General features: G+C 70.0%; 14 protein-coding genes. 5 read left to right on the top strand and 9 right to left on the bottom strand.

The genetic code is table 11. The features are described 5' to 3' along the window. Positions 1-1,155: an MFS transporter gene (locus AC1DSC_RS00670; RefSeq protein WP_062362785.1), complete on the top strand. Its 1,155-nt coding sequence runs from the start codon at positions 1-3 to the stop codon at positions 1,153-1,155. Positions 1,156-1,176: 21 nt separating this feature from the next. Here the strand turns inward: AC1DSC_RS00670 and AC1DSC_RS00665 are convergent, their stop codons facing one another. Genes AC1DSC_RS00665 through AC1DSC_RS00650 form a run of 4 tightly spaced genes read right to left on the bottom strand, consistent with a single transcriptional unit; the run spans position 1,177 to position 4,381 of the window. Then, complete coding sequence (locus AC1DSC_RS00665) at positions 1,177-2,220, bottom strand: S49 family peptidase (protein ID WP_012746529.1); 1,044 nt, start codon at positions 2,218-2,220, stop codon at positions 1,177-1,179. Positions 2,221-2,222: 2 nt separating this feature from the next. Continuing rightward, the gene (locus AC1DSC_RS00660; protein ID WP_012746528.1) at positions 2,223-2,594 is read right to left on the bottom strand and encodes a Rieske (2Fe-2S) protein; all 372 of its coding nucleotides are present in this window, start codon (positions 2,592-2,594) and stop codon (positions 2,223-2,225) included. 10 nt (positions 2,595-2,604) lie between these two features. Beyond that, entirely contained in the window at positions 2,605-3,276 is a 672-nt protein-coding gene (locus tag AC1DSC_RS00655; protein WP_062362788.1) for an HAD family hydrolase, read from the bottom strand. After that, a complete protein-coding gene (locus tag AC1DSC_RS00650) occupies positions 3,269-4,381 on the bottom strand; it encodes an RluA family pseudouridine synthase (RefSeq protein WP_012746526.1) in 1,113 nt (370 codons plus the stop codon). Before AC1DSC_RS00650 ends, AC1DSC_RS00655 begins: the two co-directional genes overlap by 8 nt. Positions 4,382-4,940: 559 nt before the next feature. Here AC1DSC_RS00650 and AC1DSC_RS00645 point away from each other — a divergent pair. Beyond that, on the top strand, positions 4,941-8,168 hold the full coding sequence (locus tag AC1DSC_RS00645) for an Rne/Rng family ribonuclease (protein ID WP_062362790.1): 3,228 nt from the start codon (positions 4,941-4,943) through the stop codon (positions 8,166-8,168). Between the two features lie 114 nt (positions 8,169-8,282). Here AC1DSC_RS00645 and AC1DSC_RS00640 read toward each other — a convergent pair whose 3' ends face one another. Genes AC1DSC_RS00640 through hemC form a run of 4 tightly spaced genes read right to left on the bottom strand, consistent with a single transcriptional unit; the run spans position 8,283 to position 12,373 of the window. Beyond that, the gene (locus AC1DSC_RS00640; RefSeq protein WP_012746524.1) at positions 8,283-9,566 is read right to left on the bottom strand and encodes a heme biosynthesis HemY N-terminal domain-containing protein; all 1,284 of its coding nucleotides are present in this window, start codon (positions 9,564-9,566) and stop codon (positions 8,283-8,285) included. 1 nt (position 9,567) lies between these two features. Beyond that, a complete protein-coding gene (locus AC1DSC_RS00635) occupies positions 9,568-10,659 on the bottom strand; it encodes a uroporphyrinogen-III C-methyltransferase (RefSeq protein ID WP_062362794.1) in 1,092 nt (363 codons plus the stop codon). Then, positions 10,656-11,429, bottom strand: coding sequence for a uroporphyrinogen-III synthase (locus tag AC1DSC_RS00630; protein ID WP_062362798.1), 774 nt, complete (start codon positions 11,427-11,429; stop codon positions 10,656-10,658). Before AC1DSC_RS00630 ends, AC1DSC_RS00635 begins: the two co-directional genes overlap by 4 nt. 17 nt (positions 11,430-11,446) lie before the next feature. Further along, positions 11,447-12,373 carry a hydroxymethylbilane synthase gene (hemC, locus tag AC1DSC_RS00625; protein WP_062362801.1) on the bottom strand — a complete coding sequence of 309 codons (927 nt, stop codon included), beginning with the start codon at positions 12,371-12,373 and terminating at the stop codon, positions 11,447-11,449. 82 nt (positions 12,374-12,455) lie between these two features. On the opposite strand from hemC, the gene ppc reads away from it, so the two are divergent. The 3 genes from ppc (at position 12,456) to AC1DSC_RS00610 (ending at position 17,269) form a co-directional block, all read left to right on the top strand. Beyond that, on the top strand, positions 12,456-15,299 hold the full coding sequence (gene ppc / locus AC1DSC_RS00620) for a phosphoenolpyruvate carboxylase (protein WP_062362804.1): 2,844 nt from the start codon (positions 12,456-12,458) through the stop codon (positions 15,297-15,299). Next, positions 15,296-15,871: a hypothetical protein gene (locus AC1DSC_RS00615; RefSeq protein ID WP_062362808.1), complete on the top strand. Its 576-nt coding sequence runs from the start codon at positions 15,296-15,298 to the stop codon at positions 15,869-15,871. The genes ppc and AC1DSC_RS00615 overlap by 4 nt, the downstream gene beginning before the upstream one ends. Before the next feature lie 159 nt (positions 15,872-16,030). Further along, positions 16,031-17,269, top strand: a complete 1,239-nt coding sequence (locus AC1DSC_RS00610; protein ID WP_018903235.1) for an MFS transporter — start codon at positions 16,031-16,033, stop codon at positions 17,267-17,269. Here the strand turns inward: AC1DSC_RS00610 and AC1DSC_RS00605 are convergent. Then, complete coding sequence (locus tag AC1DSC_RS00605; protein WP_062364424.1) at positions 17,250-18,191, bottom strand: LysR family transcriptional regulator; 942 nt, start codon at positions 18,189-18,191, stop codon at positions 17,250-17,252. The two genes, AC1DSC_RS00610 and AC1DSC_RS00605, sit on opposite strands and share 20 nt — an antisense overlap. Positions 18,192-18,227 lie beyond the last annotated feature (36 nt).

Genomic DNA, 18,227 nt, shown 5'->3' with positions numbered 1-18,227 from the left:
ATGGGAGTGACCGCCGGCACGCGCTGGGCCTCGCGTGCGCAATTCTTTTCGTCCGGATTCATCTTTGCGACCTGGGGCGTCCACGTTCCGACGGTCAAGGCGCACTACGGCATCGACGAGGCCGAGCTCGGGCTGGCGCTGCTCGCGGCCGGCGCCGGCGCGATGTTCGGGCTGACCAGCGCCGGCCGCTGGATCGGCCGCCACGGCCCGCGGCGCATGGCTGCGCTCTGCGGCTCTATCTACGCCCTGCTGCTCGCCGGCCTGATCGCGATGCCGGGCTATCCTTTTCTTTTGGCGTTGCTGGCGGCCTTCGGCCTTGTGACCAGCGTGTTCGACGTGGCCATCAACACCGAGGCGGCGCAGCTCGAGCTGCGCGGCGGCAAGCCCCTGATGAGCGGCATGCACGGCATGTTCAGCCTGGGCGGCATGGCCGGCGCCGCGAGCGGCAGCGCAGCGCTGGCAGCCGGGCTCGGCGCACAGGCGCATCTGCTCTGGGTGGCGGCGGCGATGGTGCTGGTGGTTGCCTGCTCCTCGATGCACATGCTGCCCAAGCCGCCCGTTGCGAGCGATGCGGCCCCGGCAGACCATCGCTTCCGGCTGCCCCGCGGCACGCTGGCGGTGCTTGGCGTGCTCGCCGCGCTGGGCCTGATTGCCGAGGGCGCCATCTACGACTGGAGCGTGCTCTACATGCAGCAGGAACTCGGCAGTCCGCAAAAGCAGGCCGCGCTGGCCTACGCGAGCTTCTCCGCCGCCATGGCGGCCGCGCGCTTCGGCGGCGACGCCCTGCGCGCGCGCTTCTCGCCGACGGCGCTGCTGCGCGGCAGCGGCATTCTTGCGGCGGCGGCCATGGCGCTGGTGCTGCTGACCGACCTGCCCTGGCTCGCGCTGGTCGGCTTCGCGGGCGTCGGCATCGGTTTTGCGAACGTGGTGCCGATCCTGTTCGGCGCCTCGGCGCGCGTGCCCGGCGTCGAGCCCGCCATCGGCATTGCCGCCGTCTCGGCCGTGGCCTACCTGGGTTTCATGGCCGGCCCGGCGGTGATCGGGCTGCTCGCGCGGGCCAGTTCGCTGACGGCCGCGCTCTATGTGGTCGTGGTGTTTGCCGCGGCGCTGGCGGCGTCGGCCCGCTTCACGGGCGACGAGAGCCGCCGCGCCTGAGACGCCTCGCCGCCGCCGGCCTCAGCGCAGCGCCGGCGTGGCGGACTGCAGCGAGCGCACGGTGGCCGCGCCCATGGCCGCGCCGAATTTCTTCGCGAGCTTCTCGGCCACGTTGTCGCGCCGGGTGTAGTCGGTGACCTCTTCGGCCTTGATGACTTCACGCGCCACGAAGTCGACATTGCCCAGCTGGTCGGCCAGGCCGAACTCGACGGCCTGTTCGCCGCTCCAGAAGAGGCCGCTGAAAAGGCCCGGGGTGTCGAGCTTGAGCCGGTCGCCGCGACCGTTCTTCACCACGTTGATGAACTGCGTGTGGATCTGGTTCAGCATGGCCTGCGCATGGGCGCGCTGCGCATCGCTCATGGGGCTGAACGGGTCGAGGAAGCCCTTGTTCTCGCCGGCCGTCAGCAGCCGGCGCTCGACGCCGACCTTTTCCATCACGCCGGTGAAGCCGAAGCCGTCCATCAGCACGCCGATGCTGCCGACGATGCTGGCCTTGTCGACGAAGATCTTGTCGGTGGCAGCGGCAATGTAGTAGGCGGCCGAGGCGCAGGTTTCCTCGACCACCGCGTAGATCGGCTTCTTGTGCTTGGCCTTCAGGCGCTTGATCTCGTCGCTGATGATGCCCGCCTGCACGGGGCTTCCGCCCGGCGAATTGATCAGCAGCACGATGCCCTTGGCGCCCTCGTCCTCGAACGCGGTCTTCATGGCCGCGACCACGAATTCCGCGCTGGCGTCGCCGCCGTTGGCGATCTCGCCCTTGATCTCGACCACTGCCGTGTGGGCCGTGGTCTTGGCGGTGCTCGGCGTGCTGCGCGACATCGCGAGCCAGACCAGGAAGATGAAGAAGGCGAGCCACGACAGGCGCGTGAAGGTCTTCCAGCGGCGCGCCGCCTTTTGTTCGTTGAGCGAGGCGAAGGCGAGTTTCTCGAGCGTTGCGCGCTCCCATCCGGGACGCTGCGTGGGGTCTTTGGCCATGTTTCTCGGCGCGCCCTGCGAGGACGCAATGGGGGTGGCCGGCTCAAAAGGATCAAAACCTTCGGGTTCCGTGCGGTTCGGGTCGGTCATTGTCAAAAGCTCAGGGGATGGAGGTTCCAGGCAGTATGCCAGTGCACCACGCCGTCACGTTCGCTGAGGGCGATCTTCACGAGCCCGCCGCGGCACGGGCCGCCGGCGCATTCGCCGGTGTCCGGCCGGTAGACCGCACCATGGGTGGCGCACAGCAGCCACTGGCCGCTGTCGTCGAAGAAGCGGTCGGGCTGGAAATCCAGTTCCATCGCCACGTGGCTGCACCGGTTGAGATAGGCATGCGGCTGCCCCTCGAAGCGCACCGCGAAGGCCCGGCAGGTTTCGCCGCCGTAGACCACGTCGAAGGGAACGGCCCGGCTGCCTTCGACCAGGTCCGAGGCATTGCACAGGGGAATGCGCTGTTCTTCGCTCATGCCGCGATTTTCAGGCGTTCTCCAGAAGCCATGCCTCCAGGCTGGCCACCGAGTGGGCGACGAACAGCGGCTTCAGTTCATCGAAGCTCTCGGGCTCGTGCGCGCCGTAGCTCACGCCCACGCTCGGGCAGCCGGCATTGAGCGCCAGCTGCAGGTCGTGCGTGGTGTCGCCGATCATCAGGGTGCGTTCGGGCAGCACCTCGAGTTCTTCCATGAGTTCCAGCAGCATGCGCGGATGCGGCTTGCCGAAGGTCTCGTCGGCGGTGCGCGAGGCGTCGAAGCGGTCGCGCAGCGCGACCGACTTCAGCGCCTCGTTCAGGCCGCGGCGCGACTTGCCCGTGGCCACCGCAAGCTTGTGGCCGCGCGCGCGCAGCGCATCGATCATCTGCAGCACGCCGTCGAACAGCACGAGGTCGTCCTGGTGCTGCAGATAGTGGTAGCGGTAACGGGCGCCGAGCTCGGCGTATTTTTCCTTCGGCACGTCGGGCGCGGCGCGCGCAAGAGCCTCGGCCAGGCCCAGGCCGATCACCCATGCGGCATCGTTCTCGCTCGGCTTGGCGCCGCCGACGTCGATCACCGCCGCCTGGATGCAGCGCACGATGAGCCGTGTGGAGTCGTAGAGCGTGCCGTCCCAATCGAAGGCGATCAGGTCGAAGCGCAGGGGTCTGGAGGAATCAGTCATTGGCCGTGGGAGTGGGATGTTGGGCGAGCGCTTCGATCGCCTGGGGCGGCATCAACGCATGCAGTTCAGGGGGCAGGCCGGCCTGCAGCGCCACGCGCTCGCCGGTGGCGGGGTGGTTGAACTGCAGCCGCCAGGCATGCAGGAACATGCGCTTGAGGCCGAGCTTTTGCAACACGCGCTGGCGCTCGAAGTCGCCGTACTTGTCGTCGCCCGCAATCGCATGGCCGGCCGATGCAAGGTGCACGCGGATCTGGTGGGTGCGGCCGGTCTTGATGGTGACCGCCAGCAGCGACAGCGGCGCGGCGTCACCCGGCAGCGTGAGCCGCGCCAGCACGCGCACCAGCGTCACGGCCCGCATGGCATCGGGATGGTCCTTGGCGACCACCCGCACGCGGCGCTCGCCGGCGCCCGCGCCGTCACCCGGCAGCAGGTACTTGGCGAGCGGCGCATCGAGCACCTTCTTGTTGGCGGGCCAGGCGCCCTCGACCAGCGCAAGGTAGGTCTTGCCGGTCTCGCGTTCGCGGAACTGGTCCTGCAGCGCCACCAGCGCGCTGCGCTTCTTGGCCACCAGCAGGATGCCCGAGGTCTCGCGGTCGAGCCGGTGCACCAGCTCCAGGAACTTGGCGCCCGGGCGCGCCGTGCGCAATTGCTCGATCACGCCAAAGCTCACGCCGCTGCCGCCATGCACGGCCACGCCGGCGGGCTTGTCGATGGCCAGCACCGCGTCGTCCTCCAGCAGCACCGGGAATTCGCGCGCCGGCGCGGGCGGCGTGGCGCCCTCTTCGGCGCGCGGCGATATCCGGATGGGAGGCAGCCGCAGCACGTCGCCGGCCTCGATGCGGGTCTCGGCCTGCGCCCGCCCCTTGTTGATGCGCACCTCGCCCGAGCGGATGATCCGGTAGACATGCGTCTTGGGCACGCCCTTCAGATGGCGAAACAGGAAGTTGTCGAGCCGCTGGCCCGCGGATTCCGCATCGACGGTGATGAACTTGATGGCCGCATGCGGCGCGCCGGCCTCCGCCGCAGCCTTTTGGACTGCGGGGCCTGGAACTGCGGGATTTGGAGCGGCCGCGGGGCCTTGCTTCGCACCTATAATGTTTTTCACCAGCGCGGTCGTGTAAGTGCTTGATTAGACAGAAGTTTAGATCACTGCAGTCAAACGCCCAGGACCATGCTGCGAGGTCGATGCCGCTTTGGCGCCGAACCTGCAAACCCCGCGCAATTGCGCAAAGTGGCAGGCGTGGCGCCCAAGTCAAGCCGACACCCACGAAACACCGATACGGAATACCCAGCCTGCAGCTTCCAAGCTGCCGGCGGATCGAAGCGAGTCCCTTGTGTTGATGCTGCTGATTCAAATGTGCCTGCGCTGGCCCACCTGGCTTCTGCCAGCGGCCTCAGGCATTGAGTCATCCGCACCGCGCGCCACCATTGCGCAACCAGCTATCAATAAGATAGCTGCTCAACACCGAACCTGGCTCGCGCCCATCCACGCGCCCCCACCCCGGCTGTCTTCCTGAGCTGACGCTCAAGAGGCCTGTCCGCGCTCGGCGCGGCAGCGACAACATCCGGGGCCAAGCGGCAATTCCCCTCGTTTCGCGGGCGTCGTCCGTGCATCGTTGGCCCGTCATGGGCCTGTAGAACGATACATATAAGGACAACGCATCATGAAGCGGATGCTGATCAATGCCACGCAGGCCGAAGAACGCCGCCTGGCCATCGTCGACGGGCAAAAGCTCCTCGACTACGAAATCGAGATCGAAGGGCGCGAACAGCGCAAGGGCAACATCTACAAGGCCGTCGTCACGCGCGTCGAGCCTTCGCTCGAAGCCTGTTTCGTCGACTACGGCGAAGACCGCCACGGCTTCCTGCCGTTCAAGGAAATCTCCAAGCAATACTTCGCCGAAGGCGTTTCCGCCAACCAGGCGCGCATCCAGGACGTCATCAAGGAAGGCCAGGAACTGGTCGTCCAGGTCGAGAAGGAAGAACGCGGCAACAAGGGCGCGGCCCTCACCACCTTCATTTCGCTGGCCGGGCGCTATGTGGTGCTGATGCCCAACAACCCGCGCGGCGGCGGCGTGAGCCGGCGCATCGAGGGCGACGACCGTGCCGAACTCAAGGAGGCGATGGACCAGCTCGAGTACCCCAAGGGCATGAGCATCATCGCGCGCACCGCCGGCATCGGCCGCTCGGCGCCCGAACTCCAGTGGGACCTGAACTACCTGCTCAAGCTGTGGAGCGCCATCGACGGCGCGGCCAAGGGCGGCAAGGGCGCCTTCCTGATCTACCAGGAATCCTCGCTCGTCATCCGCGCGATCCGTGACTACTTCAATCACGACATCGGCGACATCCTGATCGACACCGACGACATCTACGAGCAGGCGCAGCAGTTCATGGCGCACGTCATGCCCGAGCATGCCGCCCGCGTGAAGCGCTACCGCGACGACGCCGCGCTGTTCAGCCGCTTCCAGATCGAGCACCAGATCGAATCGGCCTATGCGCGCACCGTGCAGCTGCCCTCGGGCGGCGCCATCGTGATCGACCACACCGAGGCGCTGGTCTCGGTCGACGTGAACTCGGCCCGCGCCATCAAGGGCGGCGACATCGAGGAAACGGCCACCCGCACCAACCTCGAAGCCGCCGACGAAGTGGCCCGCCAGATGCGCCTGCGCGACCTGGGCGGCCTGATCGTCATCGACTTCATCGACATGGACGAGTCGAAGAACCGCCGCGAAGTCGAAAGCCGCCTGCGCGACGCGCTGCGCCAAGACCGCGCCCGCGTGCAGTTCGGCTCGATCAGCAAGTTCGGCCTGATGGAAATGAGCCGCCAGCGCCTGAAGCCGGCGCTCAGCGAAGGCTCGTCGATCCCCTGCCCGCGCTGCGGCGGCTCGGGCCACATCCGCGACACCGAATCGAGCGCGCTGCAGATCCTGCGCATCATCCAGGAGGAGTGCCTGAAGGACAACACGGCCGCCGTGCACGTGCAGGTGCCGGTCGAGGTGGCCTCGTTCCTGCTGAACGAAAAGCGCCCCGAGATCGCCAAGATCGAGCTCAAGCAGCGCGTCACCGTGCTGATGGTGCCCAACAAGACGCTCGAAACGCCGAACTACAAGCTCGAGCGCCTGAAGCACGACGACCCGCGTCTGGACCACATCGAAGCCAGCTACAAGATGGCCGACGAGATCGAGGACCCGACCTCGGTCACGCGCCGCTCGCAGGAGCCCACCAACAAGCAGACGCCGGTCATCAAGGGCGTGCTGCCCGATGCGCCCGCGCCCGTGGTGCCGCCCCGGCCCGAACCGGTGCGCGCGCCGGCCGCCGTGGCCCCGGCACCGGTCGCGCCGCCCGTCGCGAGCGCACCGGCACCGGCCGAGACCGGCTTCTTCGCCCGCATCAAGAGCTGGTTCGGCGGCACGCCGGCACCGGCACCCGCACCGGCCGTGATCCCGGTCGAGCCTCCGAAGCCCACGCGACGTGACGGCGGCCGCCCGGGCCGCGACGGCGAAGCGCGCGGCGCCCGCGATGGCGAACAGCGCCGCGGTGGCCGCGGCGGCGAAGGCCGCGGTGAAAACGGCAGCCGCTCCGGTGGCCGCGACGGCGAACGCCGCGGCGGCCGCGGTGGCGAGCGCCGCGAAGGACGCGGCAGCGAGATCCGCAGCGAAGCAGCCGCCCAGCCGCGCGAACAACGCGAGCCCCGTGAACAGCGCGAACCGCGCGAGCTCCGCGAACCTCGCGAGCCCCGTGAAGCACGCGGCCCGCGCGACGGCGAACAGCGCCGCGGTGGCCGCGGCGAGCGCCGCGAAGGCGAAGGCCGCGAGGCACGGCCGGCATCGGCCGAGCCGATCGACGGCAGCCTCGAAGCCCAGCAGCTGGCATCGGGCGCACCCGCCGGCGATGAAGGCAATGCGCCGGCAGAACGCGCGCCCCGCGGCCGCGGCGAACGCCGGGACCGTGGCGAACGCGGTGAACGGACCGAACGCGGCGAGCGCAATGGCACCGATGCACCGCGCGATGCCTCCGGCGGCGACAACGTGGCCGCGCAGGACGGCACGCAGGCCGAACGCACCCCGCGCGGTGGCCGCGAAGAGCGCGCGCCGCGAGGCGAGCGCAGCGATGGCCGCCGCGAGCGCCGCAGCGAAGGCCAGCCGCGTTTCGCCAACGGCGAAGCGGCACCGGCCAATCTCGACGAAGCCGACATCCGCATCGCCGAGGCCGCCGAAATGGCACCCGCCAATGAAGGCGAAGCCAGCAGCGGCGAGCAGCAGGCACCGCGCCGCGAAGGCGAAGAGCGCCGCGGCCGTTCGCGCGACCGCTACGGCCGCGACCGCCGCGAGCGCGGTCCGCGCGACGACAGCGAAGCCAGCGTGGCCGGCGCATCGGCCGACAACGCCGAGGCGGGCGAAGCACCGGCACGCCAGCAGCCCCAGCCGCCGGCAACGGCCGAACGCGCCGCAGTGCGCGAAGAAGAAGCACGCGAACCGGCACCACGGAGCTACTTCGATCGCCCGGCCGCAGCCGCTCCCGCAGCTCCCGCAGCCACGGTCGCTGCAGTCGCGGCGGCGCCTGTCGCCGTCGAGAGCAGCAGCAGCAAGCCCGCGGCTGCAGCCAACGGCCGTGCACTTCCGAAGGTGCAACCCTTCGAGCTGCCGCTGAGCGAACTCGCGCAGATCGCCGAGAGCTCGGGCCTGCAGTGGGTGAACTCGGATGCCGAGCGCATTGCACAGGCCCGCGCAGCGATCGCGGCCGAGCCGAAGCCGGTGCACGTGCCGCGCGAGCGCCCGCCTGCGATCGTGCTCGACGACGGTCCGCTGGTGCTGGTTGAAACCCGCCGCGAACTCGGCGCGATGACGCTGCCGTTCGAAAAGGCACCTTCCGATGCGCAAGGCGTGAACTGAAGAAGAAGCCCGGGCCCGAGGGCCCGGCGGCAAGGAAGAACGGCGCCACATCGGCGCCGTTTTTTTATGGGGAACGCAAGAGCGGCAAGCGCCGCAGCGCGGTGCCGATGCCGGTCAGGCCTTCTCGGTCTGCGCTGCGCGCTTCCAGGCCGCTGCGGCCTGCTCTTCGTCGCCGCGCGTTTCGGCCAGTTCGGCCAGTGCCAGCCAGGCACGCCGGTACAGCTCCGTGTCCTGCAGGCCCAGGCCGGCCTGCATCAGCAGCTGCTGGGCCTTGCCCCAGAGCTGGCGCTTCATGCAGGCCATGCCCGCGAGGTACTGCAGGTTGGGGTCGCGCGGGTTGTTGCGCTGCGCGGTTTCGATGCGGGCCAGCCAATCGGCATCCACCGAGTCGAGCCCCGCCTCGAGGGCGCGCGCCATCTTGACGCGCAGCGTGTCGCCCAGGCCCCGGGGCTGCGACACCATGCGCTCCCAGGCCGGCAGCAGCCAGCCGCGCGCCAGCGACAGGTCGCCGCGCAGCGCCACCATGCGCTGGGCGGCGTGAATCGCGACCTCGGGCATTTCGCGCTCGGCCGCGTCGAGCTCGGCCCAGGCGCGAAGCAGCTGTGCCGGGTCATGCGCGCCCGACAGCAGCTCGGTCGCGAGGCCGCGCACGATGCTCTGCGCCGCGCCATCGGAAAAGGCCCGGTGCTTGGCGAGCAGGCGCGCCGTTTCCAGCGCTTCGAGCGTGCGCCCGTCCTGGCGCGCCGCCTTCAGCCGGATGCGCAGCGCGAGCGTGCGCCGCTGCACGCCTTGGGGAAGCTCCTCGAGCCGGGTGAGGGCTCCCGCGGGATCGTGGTCTTCGAGTGCCCAGCGCGCAGCGCGCAGCTGCACGCCCTCGCGCGTTTCGGGACTGGCGAGCACGTTGCGCTCGACGCTTTCGTTGAGCGCCTGCTGCAGGTGGGCGTCGCGCGCGGGCCGGTCCTGCAGGGCCTGCGCGCTCTCGGCAGCCAGCAGGTGGGACAGCACGCGCACCTGCTGGGACTGCGGCAGGCTCGCGCCGAGCGCAGCCAGCGTTTTCTCCTGCACCAGCGCGGCTTGTGCGGCCTTGCGCGCGCGCGAGAAGCGGCCCGACAGCAGCTGCACCATGGCGTCCAGCAGGGCCGAGTGCAGCATGCGTTCCTTTTGCTGCAGCCGCCATTGGCGCGCCTGGGTCGGCAGCGAGAACAAGGCCGCCAGGCCGCGCAATGCAAGATGGAGCAGCACGAACGCGGCCAGCAGGATGACCAGCACCAGGTTCAGCGACAGGTCGACCCGCCACGGCGGCCAGAACACGGTGATCGTGCCCTGGTTGTTGCCCGCGAACAGCGCCACCGCCGCCGCGACGGCGAACAGCGCGAGGAGCCAGAGGGCGGCTCTCACCTCAGCGCCCCGCCGCGGCCGTGGCCAGCGCCGACAGCGTGTCGTCGATGCGCGGGGGTTCGGCGGTTTTCATCAGCGCCTGCAGTTGCTGCAGCTGCGTGGCGGCGGCCTGCGTGCGCCGCGATGCGGGATCGAAATAGCGGTTCAGCGATGCGGCCACCGTGGCGAGTTCGCTGCGCGCGGCATCGACCTGCCGCGACAGCAGCGAAAGCCGCGCATTGAGCAGCTTGAGCTTGAGGTTCTCGCGCAGGAAATAAGTCTGGTCGGGTGCCAGCAGCACCGCCTCGGGCCGCTCGATGCGCCCGACCCGCACCAGCGACCGCGCTTCGGCGCGTATCGTCAGCAGCACCCTCTCCCACCAGGCGGCATCGGCGGGAATGGGTTCCGGCTGCCAGGCATTGAGCCCCGAGCCGCGCATGGCCACGGCGTTGAGCGGCGGCAGGTCGTCCACGCTGCGCATCAGCTCGTCGAGTTTTTGCAGCGCCTCGCCGCTGTCGGCGCTCGCGCTGCTGCGCAGGCGGTCGGCGTCGCGCTGCATGGCGCGCTGCAGCGGCGCCAGCCGGGGCTGCGCGGCGCGCGCAATGCGCAGGTCGCCGGACTTGAGGGCCGCGAGCAGGGGCTCGACGCTGCCCGTGACCTGCGCCTGCTGAAGGGCGAGGCGCACGGCCGATTCGATGTCGACCACCAGGTTCTCGTCGCGCGAGCGCGAGAGGCTCTGCATCAGTTCTTCGAGCTGCGAGCGCTGCAGCGCGACCTCGGCAACGCGGGTTTCGGTGAGCGCGGCGCGCGCCGCGGTCTCGCGCACCGTGTCGATGGCTTGGCGGGCCAGGGTGCGCGCCTCGAGCGATTGGGCCAGCGCATCGGCGCTCTGGCGCGCCAGCTGCTCCTGCATGCCGCCGACCTTCTGCCACAGCGAGATGGCCATCACCAGGGCCGCCAATGCCACGATGGCCAGCAGTCCGAAGCCGACGCGCGAGAGCATTGTTGCGGCGGCCGCCTGCGACTCGGGCGACTGCGCCATCGCCAGCGTGGCGGGCACCGGCGCGGCGGCAGATGGGGGGGAGAAGTCGTCGGACGGGGACGCAGCACTCATGTGAAGGATTCTATCGACGCGACCAGGGCTTCCCGCAGCGGCGGGCACACGCGCACCACACCGAATCCCGCGGCCCGCGCGGCTTCGCCGATGCGCGCATGGGTCGCCACCGCGCATGCCGCATGCCAGCCGGTGCCCGGCATGGCATCGCACAGGTTGGCAATGGCCTCCGAGCTGCTGAACAGCCAGACCGCGCGCCCCGCGGCGCCGTCGAGTGCCAGCGCACGCGCCGCGTCGTCGAAGGATGGCGGCAGGCGCCGGTAGGCGACCACCGTGTCGCGCAACCCCTTTGCGGCGTCGATCTCGCGCGCGAGCCAGTCGCGTCCGCTCGGCTGGCCGGCCGCATCGCCGCCGCGCACGATCAGCACGCGCACGCCCTGGCCGACCTGCCCTTTCACGCGCTCCCACAGCGCCTCGGAGTCGAAGCGGGCGGCGTCGGGAGGCGGTGCGTCGATGGCGTCTTGCGGCACGCCGGCACGCAACAACGCGCGCGCCGTGCCCGGTCCCGTGGCCCAGAAGCGCGGGCCGGTTGCGCGTTGCCCTTCTTCCGCATGCAGGAAGAAATGCTCGACCGCCGTGGCGCTCACGAACATCAGCGCCGCGTAGTCGGGAAGATGCTTCCACGCTGCGCGCAGCGGCTCCACCTCGATGGCGGGCTCGATGGCGATCAGCGGCAGCACCGCGGCGTCCAGCCCGGCGGCCCGGAATTCGTCCGCCCACTGCGCGGCCTCGCGCGCCGGCCGCGTGACGATGACGGGCTTGGCAGCCATCGCTCTTTGAAGAATCTTCAGTGCGCGCCGGCGTCGCGCAGCAGCGCGGCGGCACGCTCGCCGAGGGCGCCGGCCTGCGCGAAGTCGGCGGCCGGCGCTTGCGCATGGACCCGCACCAGCGCAGCGTTGCCTTCGGGGTCGCCCCAGGCCGCATCGACGCGCAGCGCACCGTCGGCCTGCCAGCGCGCATGGGCCGCCAGCGGCATGGAACAGCTGCCGCCCATCGACCGGCTCACCGCGCGCTCGGCGGCGGTGGCCAGCCAATCGCGCGGATGCGACAAGGCGGCCAGCAGCGCGATCAGGTCCGTGCGGTCGGCCCGCACCTCGATGCCGAGTGCGCCCTGCCCCGCGGCCGGCAGCATGGTGTCGGGATCGAAGGCGACCCGGATGCGATGCTCGAGCCCGAGCCGCTTGAGCCCGGCCGCCGCGAGCACGATGGCGTCGTAGTGGCCTTCGTCGAGCTTGCGCAGGCGGGTGTCGAGGTTGCCGCGCAGCGGCTCGATGCGCAGGTCGGGCCGCAAGGCGCGCAGCAGCACCACGCGCCGCAGGCTGGAGGTGCCGACGACGGCGCCCTGCGGCAGTTCGTCGAGCGAGGCATGGCGCGGCGACACCAGCGCATCGCGCGGGTCTTCGCGCTCCAGCACGCAGGCCAGCACGAAGCCCTCGGGCAGGTCCATCGGCACGTCTTTCAGCGAATGCACCGCGATGTCGGCGCGGCCTTCCTCGAGCGCGAGTTCGAGTTCCTTCACGAAGAGGCCCTTGCCGCCCACCTTGCTGAGCGACTTGTCCAGGATCTGGTCGCCGCGCGTGGTCATGCCCAGCAGGCTGACCGCGTGGCCCCGTTCCTGCAGCAGCGCCTGCACGTGCTCGGCCTGCCACAGGGCGAGCCGGCTTTCGCGCGTGGCGATCACGATATTGCTCAAGGCCGCTCCCAAAAAGTACATGTTGAAGACCTCTGGAATGCTAGCATGTTGCGCCGCAACAACGCAGGCGGCGCATTCTTTCTAGACCAGGAAAAACATCGAAATGAAAGCCAGCAAGACTCCTGCGCCGCCCAAGCGCCGGCAAGCCGAAGACCAGCCGCTGATCGACGACATCCGGCTCCTGGGCCGCATCCTCGGCGACGTGATCCGCGAACAGGAGGGCGAGGAAAGTTATGCGCTGGTCGAGAAGATCCGCACGCTGTCGGTGGCTTTCCGCCGCGATGCCGACCAGGCGGCCGACCGCGCGCTCAAGAACCTGCTCAAGGGCCTGAGCGCGGCCGAGACGGTGCGCGTGATCCGCGCCTTCACCTATTTCAGCCACCTGGCCAACCTGGCCGAAGACCGGCACCTGATCCGCCGCCGCACCGAGGCCGAGCGCGCGGGCGAAAGCGCCGACGGCGACCTGCAGACCGCCCTTGCGCGCATCCGCAAGGCCGGCGTCAAGCCCGACGAGGTGGTGGCTTCGCTGGCACGCAGCTACGTGTCGCCGGTGCTCACCGCGCACCCGACCGAAGTGCAGCGCAAGAGCATCCTCGATGCCGAGCGCGCCATTGCTCAGCTGCTCACCACGCGCGACGAGATCAAGCTGCGCCAGAGCGCCTACGCGGGCGCCAAGGACGCGCTTACGCCGCTCGAGTTTGCCGAGAACGAAACGCAGATGCGCATCCGCGTCACGCAGATCTGGCAGACGCGGCTGCTGCGCTTTTCCAAGCTCACCGTGGCCGACGAGATCGAGAACGCGCTGAGCTACTACGAAGCCACCTTCCTGCGCGAGATTCCGCGCGTCTATGCCGACCTCGAAAAGGCGCTGGGCCAGGGCGGCGTGCTGCCTTCGGTGGCGCCCTTCCTGCGCATGGGCCAGTGGATCGGCGGCGACCGCGACGGCAATCCCAACGTGACGGCCGAAACGCTCGAATACGCGCTGCGCCGCCAGGCCGAGCTGGCACTGCGCCACTACCTCACCGAAGTGCATTACCTCGGCGGCGAGCTCTCGCTGTCCGCCACGCTGGTGGACGTGTCGGTCGAGATGCAGGCGCTGGCCGCGCGCTCGCCCGACACCAGCGAGCACCGCAAGGACGAGCCCTACCGCCGCGCGCTCACCGGCGTGTATGCGCGGCTGGCGGCCACGCTGCGCGATCTCACCGGCGGCGAGGCCGCGCGCCACGCCGTGCCGCCGCAGAACCCCTATGCGAAGGCCGAGGAATTCCTGGACGACCTGCGCACGGTGGAAGAGTCGCTCGTCGAGAAGCACGGCAGCGTGCTGGCGGCGCCGCGCCTGCGGCCGCTGATCCGCGCGGTCGAGGTGTTCGGCTTCCACCTGGCCACGGTCGACCTGCGCCAGAGCTCGGACAAGCACGAGGCCGTGATCGCCGAACTGCTGGCCACCGCACGCATCGAGCCGGCCTACGCTTCGCTGGCGGAAGAAGCGAAGCAGACGCTGCTGCTCAAGCTGCTCGACGACGCGCGTCCGCTGCGCGTGCCCGATGCCGAGTACTCGCCGCTGGCGCAGAGCGAGCTCGCGATCTTCGCGGCCGCACGCACGGCGCGTGCGCGCTACGGCGCGGCGGCCATCCGCCACTACATCATCAGCCACACCGAGACGGTGAGCGACCTGCTCGAGGCCCTGCTGCTGCAAAAGGAAGTGGGCCTCCTGCGCGGCGCGATGAACGGCAAGGCCACCTGCGACCTGATCGTGGTGCCGCTGTTCGAAACCATCGAGGACCTGCGCAATGCCGCGCCCATCGTGCGCGCCTTCTATGCGCTGCCGAACATCCAGGCGCTCATCGAGCGCTCGGGCGCCGAGCAGGACGTGATGCTCGGCTACAGCGACAGCAACAAGGACGGCGGCATCTTCACGAGCAACTGGGAGCTCTACCGCGCGGGCATCGCGCTGGTGGCGCTGTTCGACGAGCTCAACAAGAAGAAGGCCAACCCGATTCGCCTGCGCATGTTCCATGGCCGCGGCGGCACGGTGGGACGCGGCGGCGGACCGAGCTACCAGGCGATCCTCGCGCAGCCGCCCGGCACGGTGCGCGGCCAGATCCGCCTCACCGAACAGGGCGAAGTCATTGGCTCGAAGTACGCCAACCGCGAGATCGGCCGGCGCAACCTCGAGACGCTGGTGGCCGCCACGCTCGAAGCCACGCTGCTGCCGCAGGCCAAGTCGGCGCCCGCCACGTTCCTGTCGGCGGCCGGGGAGCTGTCGAGCGCGAGCATGTCGGCCTACCGCAAGCTGGTCTACGAAACCCCGGGCTTCGGCGACTACTTCTTCGGCTCCACGCCGATCCGCGAGATTGCCGAACTCAACATCGGCTCGCGTCCCGCCTCGCGCAACCCGAGCCACAAGATCGACGACCTGCGCGCTGTGCCATGGAGCTTCAGCTGGGGCCAGTGCCGGCTCACCATTCCCGGCTGGTTCGGCTTCGGCTCGGGCGTGGAGCAGTTCCTGGCCTCGGCCGCAACGCCGGCCGCGCGCAAGGAGCGCACTGCGCTGCTGCGCCGCATGTATGCGCAGTGGCCGTTCTTTCGCACGCTGCTCTCCAACATGGACATGGTGCTGGCCAAGAGCGACCTCGCGCTGGCCTCGCGCTACGCCGAGCTGGTGACCGACCGCAAGCTGCGCCAGAAGGTGTTCTCGATGATCGACACCGAATGGCACCGCACCTCCGATGCGCTCACGCTCATCACCGGCGCCAAGCAAAGGCTCGAAGGCAACGCCGAGATGCAACGCTCGGTGCGCCACCGCTTTCCGTACATCGATCCGCTGCATCACCTGCAGGTCGAGCTGATGCGCCGCTACCGCGCGGGCGAAGGCGGCGAGCGGCTGCAGCGCGGCATCCACATCTCGATCAACGGGGTGGCGGCCGGCCTGCGCAACACCGGATGAAGGCCAATGCACCGAAGGGCAATGCCTCCACGATGACCACCATCCAGTCCCGCCGCAGGCTCATCGTCCTCATCCTGCTGGGCCTGGCGGTCGCGGGCGCGATCGTGCGGCACTACGCCGAGCGCGGCACGACCACGCGCGACATCGGCACGCTGCTGATGGTGCTGTGGGTGCCGATCATCGGCAACGTCATTGCCTGGCTCATCGGCAAGCTGCCGCGGCGCGCGGCGCCGGCCGAGCCCGCGGGCTTCGATGCGGCGCGCGCGTTCACGCCCCACTTCCTGGCCGAGCTCAGGCTGCGCCCGCCGGCACTGCCTTCGCACGACGTGCCGCTCGCGCCGGGCGAATACCGCTGCGCGCTGGTGGTCGGCAACGAAGGCTTCTCGGCGCGCTGGTTCGTGCCGCCGGGGGGAGCGCTCGCGCGGGGCAAGCCGCATGCGCTGGACATCGAGCTGCTGTCGCCGCAGACCGCCGGCCCCCGGTTTCCTGCAGGTGCGGCCTTCCGCGTGCTGGTGGGCGATTCGTTCATTGCCGATGGGCGCGTGCTGGAGCTTCGCGCACCGCATATCTAGGGAAGGTGGGGAACGGCAAAAGGGTCGATTGTTCGCCGCCGGGAAACTGACTACTGCCGGCAGGCCCCTTGGTGGCGGGCCTGTCCGCCCGGACACTGGGAAGCCTTTCGCAACAACGTGTCGGTATGCGCTTGCCGACGCGGTCCAGGACTTCTTCCCATGATGAATTCACCCAGCAGCAACCCCTGCATCGACGATCTTGCGCCCGAGCCCGCCAGGACCGCCCGCTCCGCCTGGCTGGCGGTCGGCTCGATCGCCGTCGGCACCTTTGCCATGGTCTCGACCGAGTTCATGCCCATCGGCCTTTTGACCGACATCGCCCGCGGCCTGAACGTGTCCGACGGCACGGCCGGCCTGATGATCACCATGCCCGGCGTGCTGGCGGCCTTTGCCGGCCCCGCGCTCATCGTCGCTTCGGGCCGGCTCGACCGGCGCACCGTGCTGATCGCGCTCACCACCTTGCTGATCGCCTCGAACCTGCTGGCCGCCTTTGCGCCCAACTTCGCGACCATGCTGGTCGCGCGCCTCATGCTCGGCCTGTGCGTGGGCGGCTTCTGGACCTTTGCGCCGGCCGCCGCCACGCAGCTGGTGCCGGACGCCTCCAAGGCGCGCGCCATGTCGCTGGTGCTGGCGGGCGTGTCCGCCGCCACCGTGCTGGGCGTGCCCGCGGGTTCGTTCCTGGGCACGCAGTTCGGCTGGCGCGCCTCGTTCGCGGTGACCGGCGCGCTCGCGGCCGCGGTGCTGCTGGTGCAGCTGTGGCTGCTGCCCGCGATACCGCCGGTGCGCGCCATCGGTGCGCGCGACCTGCTCACGCCGCTCACGCGGCGCATGGCGCAGGTCGGGCTGCTCGCGGTGCTGTTCTTCATTGCCGGCCACTTCGCGGCCTACACCTACCTGAAGCCGCTGCTGCAGCAGGTGTTCGGCCTCGCGCCCAACTCGGTCTCGACGCTGCTGCTGGTGTATGGCGCGGTGGGCTTTGTCGGCACCTTCCTCGGCGGCAGCCTGGTGGCGCGCAGCGTGCGCGGCACCACCCTGCTGGCGGCGCTGATGCTCGCGACCGCGCTCCTGCTGTCGACGGTGATCGGCTCCGGCTTCGTGCCCGGCGCGGTGGTGGTCGTGATCTGGGGCGTGGCCTTCGGCCTGATCCCGGTCGCGCTCACGGGCTGGATGATGGAGGCCGTGCCCGACGCGCCCGAAGCCGGCCAGGCCCTGCTCGTGAGCGGCTTCCAGGTGGCAATCGCTTCCGGCGCGCTGATCGGCGGCGTGACGGTCGACAACCACGGCATCTCCAGCGCGATGGTGCTCAGCGGCGTGCTGGTGCTGATCGCGGCGCTGATCGTCGGCACGCTGGGCCGGGCGCGCGGCGGCGCCGCGCTCGCTACTTCTTCGGCCGAGTAGCGCGGCTGGCCTGTGCGCCCGCCGCAAGGATCGCATCGAGCACCACGCGCAGGGCCTTGTTGACCGGCTTGTCGCGCCGGATCACCACGGCCAGCGTGCGGTGCATGCGGGGGGCCAGGCGGCTGATCTTCAGGCCCGGGTGCGCGCCGCGGCCCGTCATTGCCATGCGCGGGACGATGCCGTAGCCCAGCCCCGCAGCCACCATTTCCTTCATCGCCTCGACACTGCCCAGTTCCATGACGGGCTGCGGCTGCAGGCCTTCGTCCGCGAACCAGCGGTCGACCAGCTTGCGCGTGTTGGCCGCGGGCTCGAACAGCACCAGCGGCAGCGCCGCCAGGTCGGCGGGTGCCACGCGCGCCTTCAGCGGCGCAAGGTCGCTGCGGCCGATGGCGACGAATTCGTCGTCGAGCACCGGCACCACGCTCAGTGAGCGGCCCGCGGCCGGCAGCGTCACCAGCGCAAGGTCGCTGCTGTTCTCCTCCACCTTGCGGACATGGTCGTCGGTGTTGCCCGTGCTCACCACGATGCCGAGCGCCGGAAACTGCTCGCGCAGGCTGCGCAGCACGGCCGGCAAAAAATAGAGGCAGGCGGTGGCACCGGTGCCCAGCCGCACGCGGCCCGTGACGCCGCTCGCATGGTCCGCCAGCGCGTCGATGGCGTTCTCCACCGCGGTTTCGATGTGGTGGCTGTGCCGCAGCAGTTCCGCACCGGCCGGCGTGGCCTTGGCGCGCTTGCCGACGCGCTCGACCAGGCGCACCGCGAGCCTGCGCTCCAGCTGGCGGACCTGCAGGCTCACCGCGGGCTGCGTGAGGCCGAGCCGGTCGGCCGCAGCCGAGAAGCTGCCGGTTTCGATCACCAGGCCGAAGGACCGGAGCTGGTCGAGGTTGAGCGTCTTATCCAAAGTATTCCTTATGCCTTGCATCAGTCGGCGAAGCTTCACTTATCGTCCGCGCAGCGT

The organism is Variovorax sp. 01N425, assembly GCF_056399465.1.
Note: the sequence above shows the minus strand (reverse complement) of the source record. Positions and strands in the feature narration are given on the sequence as shown.

Coding starts and splice junctions, on each gene's coding strand:
- AC1DSC_RS00670 (WP_062362785.1), top strand. CDS start 1: ATGGGAGTGACCGCCGGCACGCGCTGGGCCTCGCGTGCGCAATTCTTT.
- AC1DSC_RS00665 (WP_012746529.1), bottom strand. CDS start 2,220: ATGACCGACCCGAACCGCACGGAACCCGAAGGTTTTGATCCTTTTGAG.
- AC1DSC_RS00660 (WP_012746528.1), bottom strand. CDS start 2,594: ATGAGCGAAGAACAGCGCATTCCCCTGTGCAATGCCTCGGACCTGGTC.
- AC1DSC_RS00655 (WP_062362788.1), bottom strand. CDS start 3,276: ATGACTGATTCCTCCAGACCCCTGCGCTTCGACCTGATCGCCTTCGAT.
- AC1DSC_RS00645 (WP_062362790.1), top strand. CDS start 4,941: ATGAAGCGGATGCTGATCAATGCCACGCAGGCCGAAGAACGCCGCCTG.
- AC1DSC_RS00635 (WP_062362794.1), bottom strand. CDS start 10,659: ATGAGTGCTGCGTCCCCGTCCGACGACTTCTCCCCCCCATCTGCCGCC.
- AC1DSC_RS00630 (WP_062362798.1), bottom strand. CDS start 11,429: ATGGCTGCCAAGCCCGTCATCGTCACGCGGCCGGCGCGCGAGGCCGCG.
- hemC (WP_062362801.1), bottom strand. CDS start 12,373: ATGTACTTTTTGGGAGCGGCCTTGAGCAATATCGTGATCGCCACGCGC.
- ppc (WP_062362804.1), top strand. CDS start 12,456: ATGAAAGCCAGCAAGACTCCTGCGCCGCCCAAGCGCCGGCAAGCCGAA.
- AC1DSC_RS00615 (WP_062362808.1), top strand. CDS start 15,296: ATGAAGGCCAATGCACCGAAGGGCAATGCCTCCACGATGACCACCATC.
- AC1DSC_RS00610 (WP_018903235.1), top strand. CDS start 16,031: ATGATGAATTCACCCAGCAGCAACCCCTGCATCGACGATCTTGCGCCC.
- AC1DSC_RS00605 (WP_062364424.1), bottom strand. CDS start 18,191: ATGCAAGGCATAAGGAATACTTTGGATAAGACGCTCAACCTCGACCAG.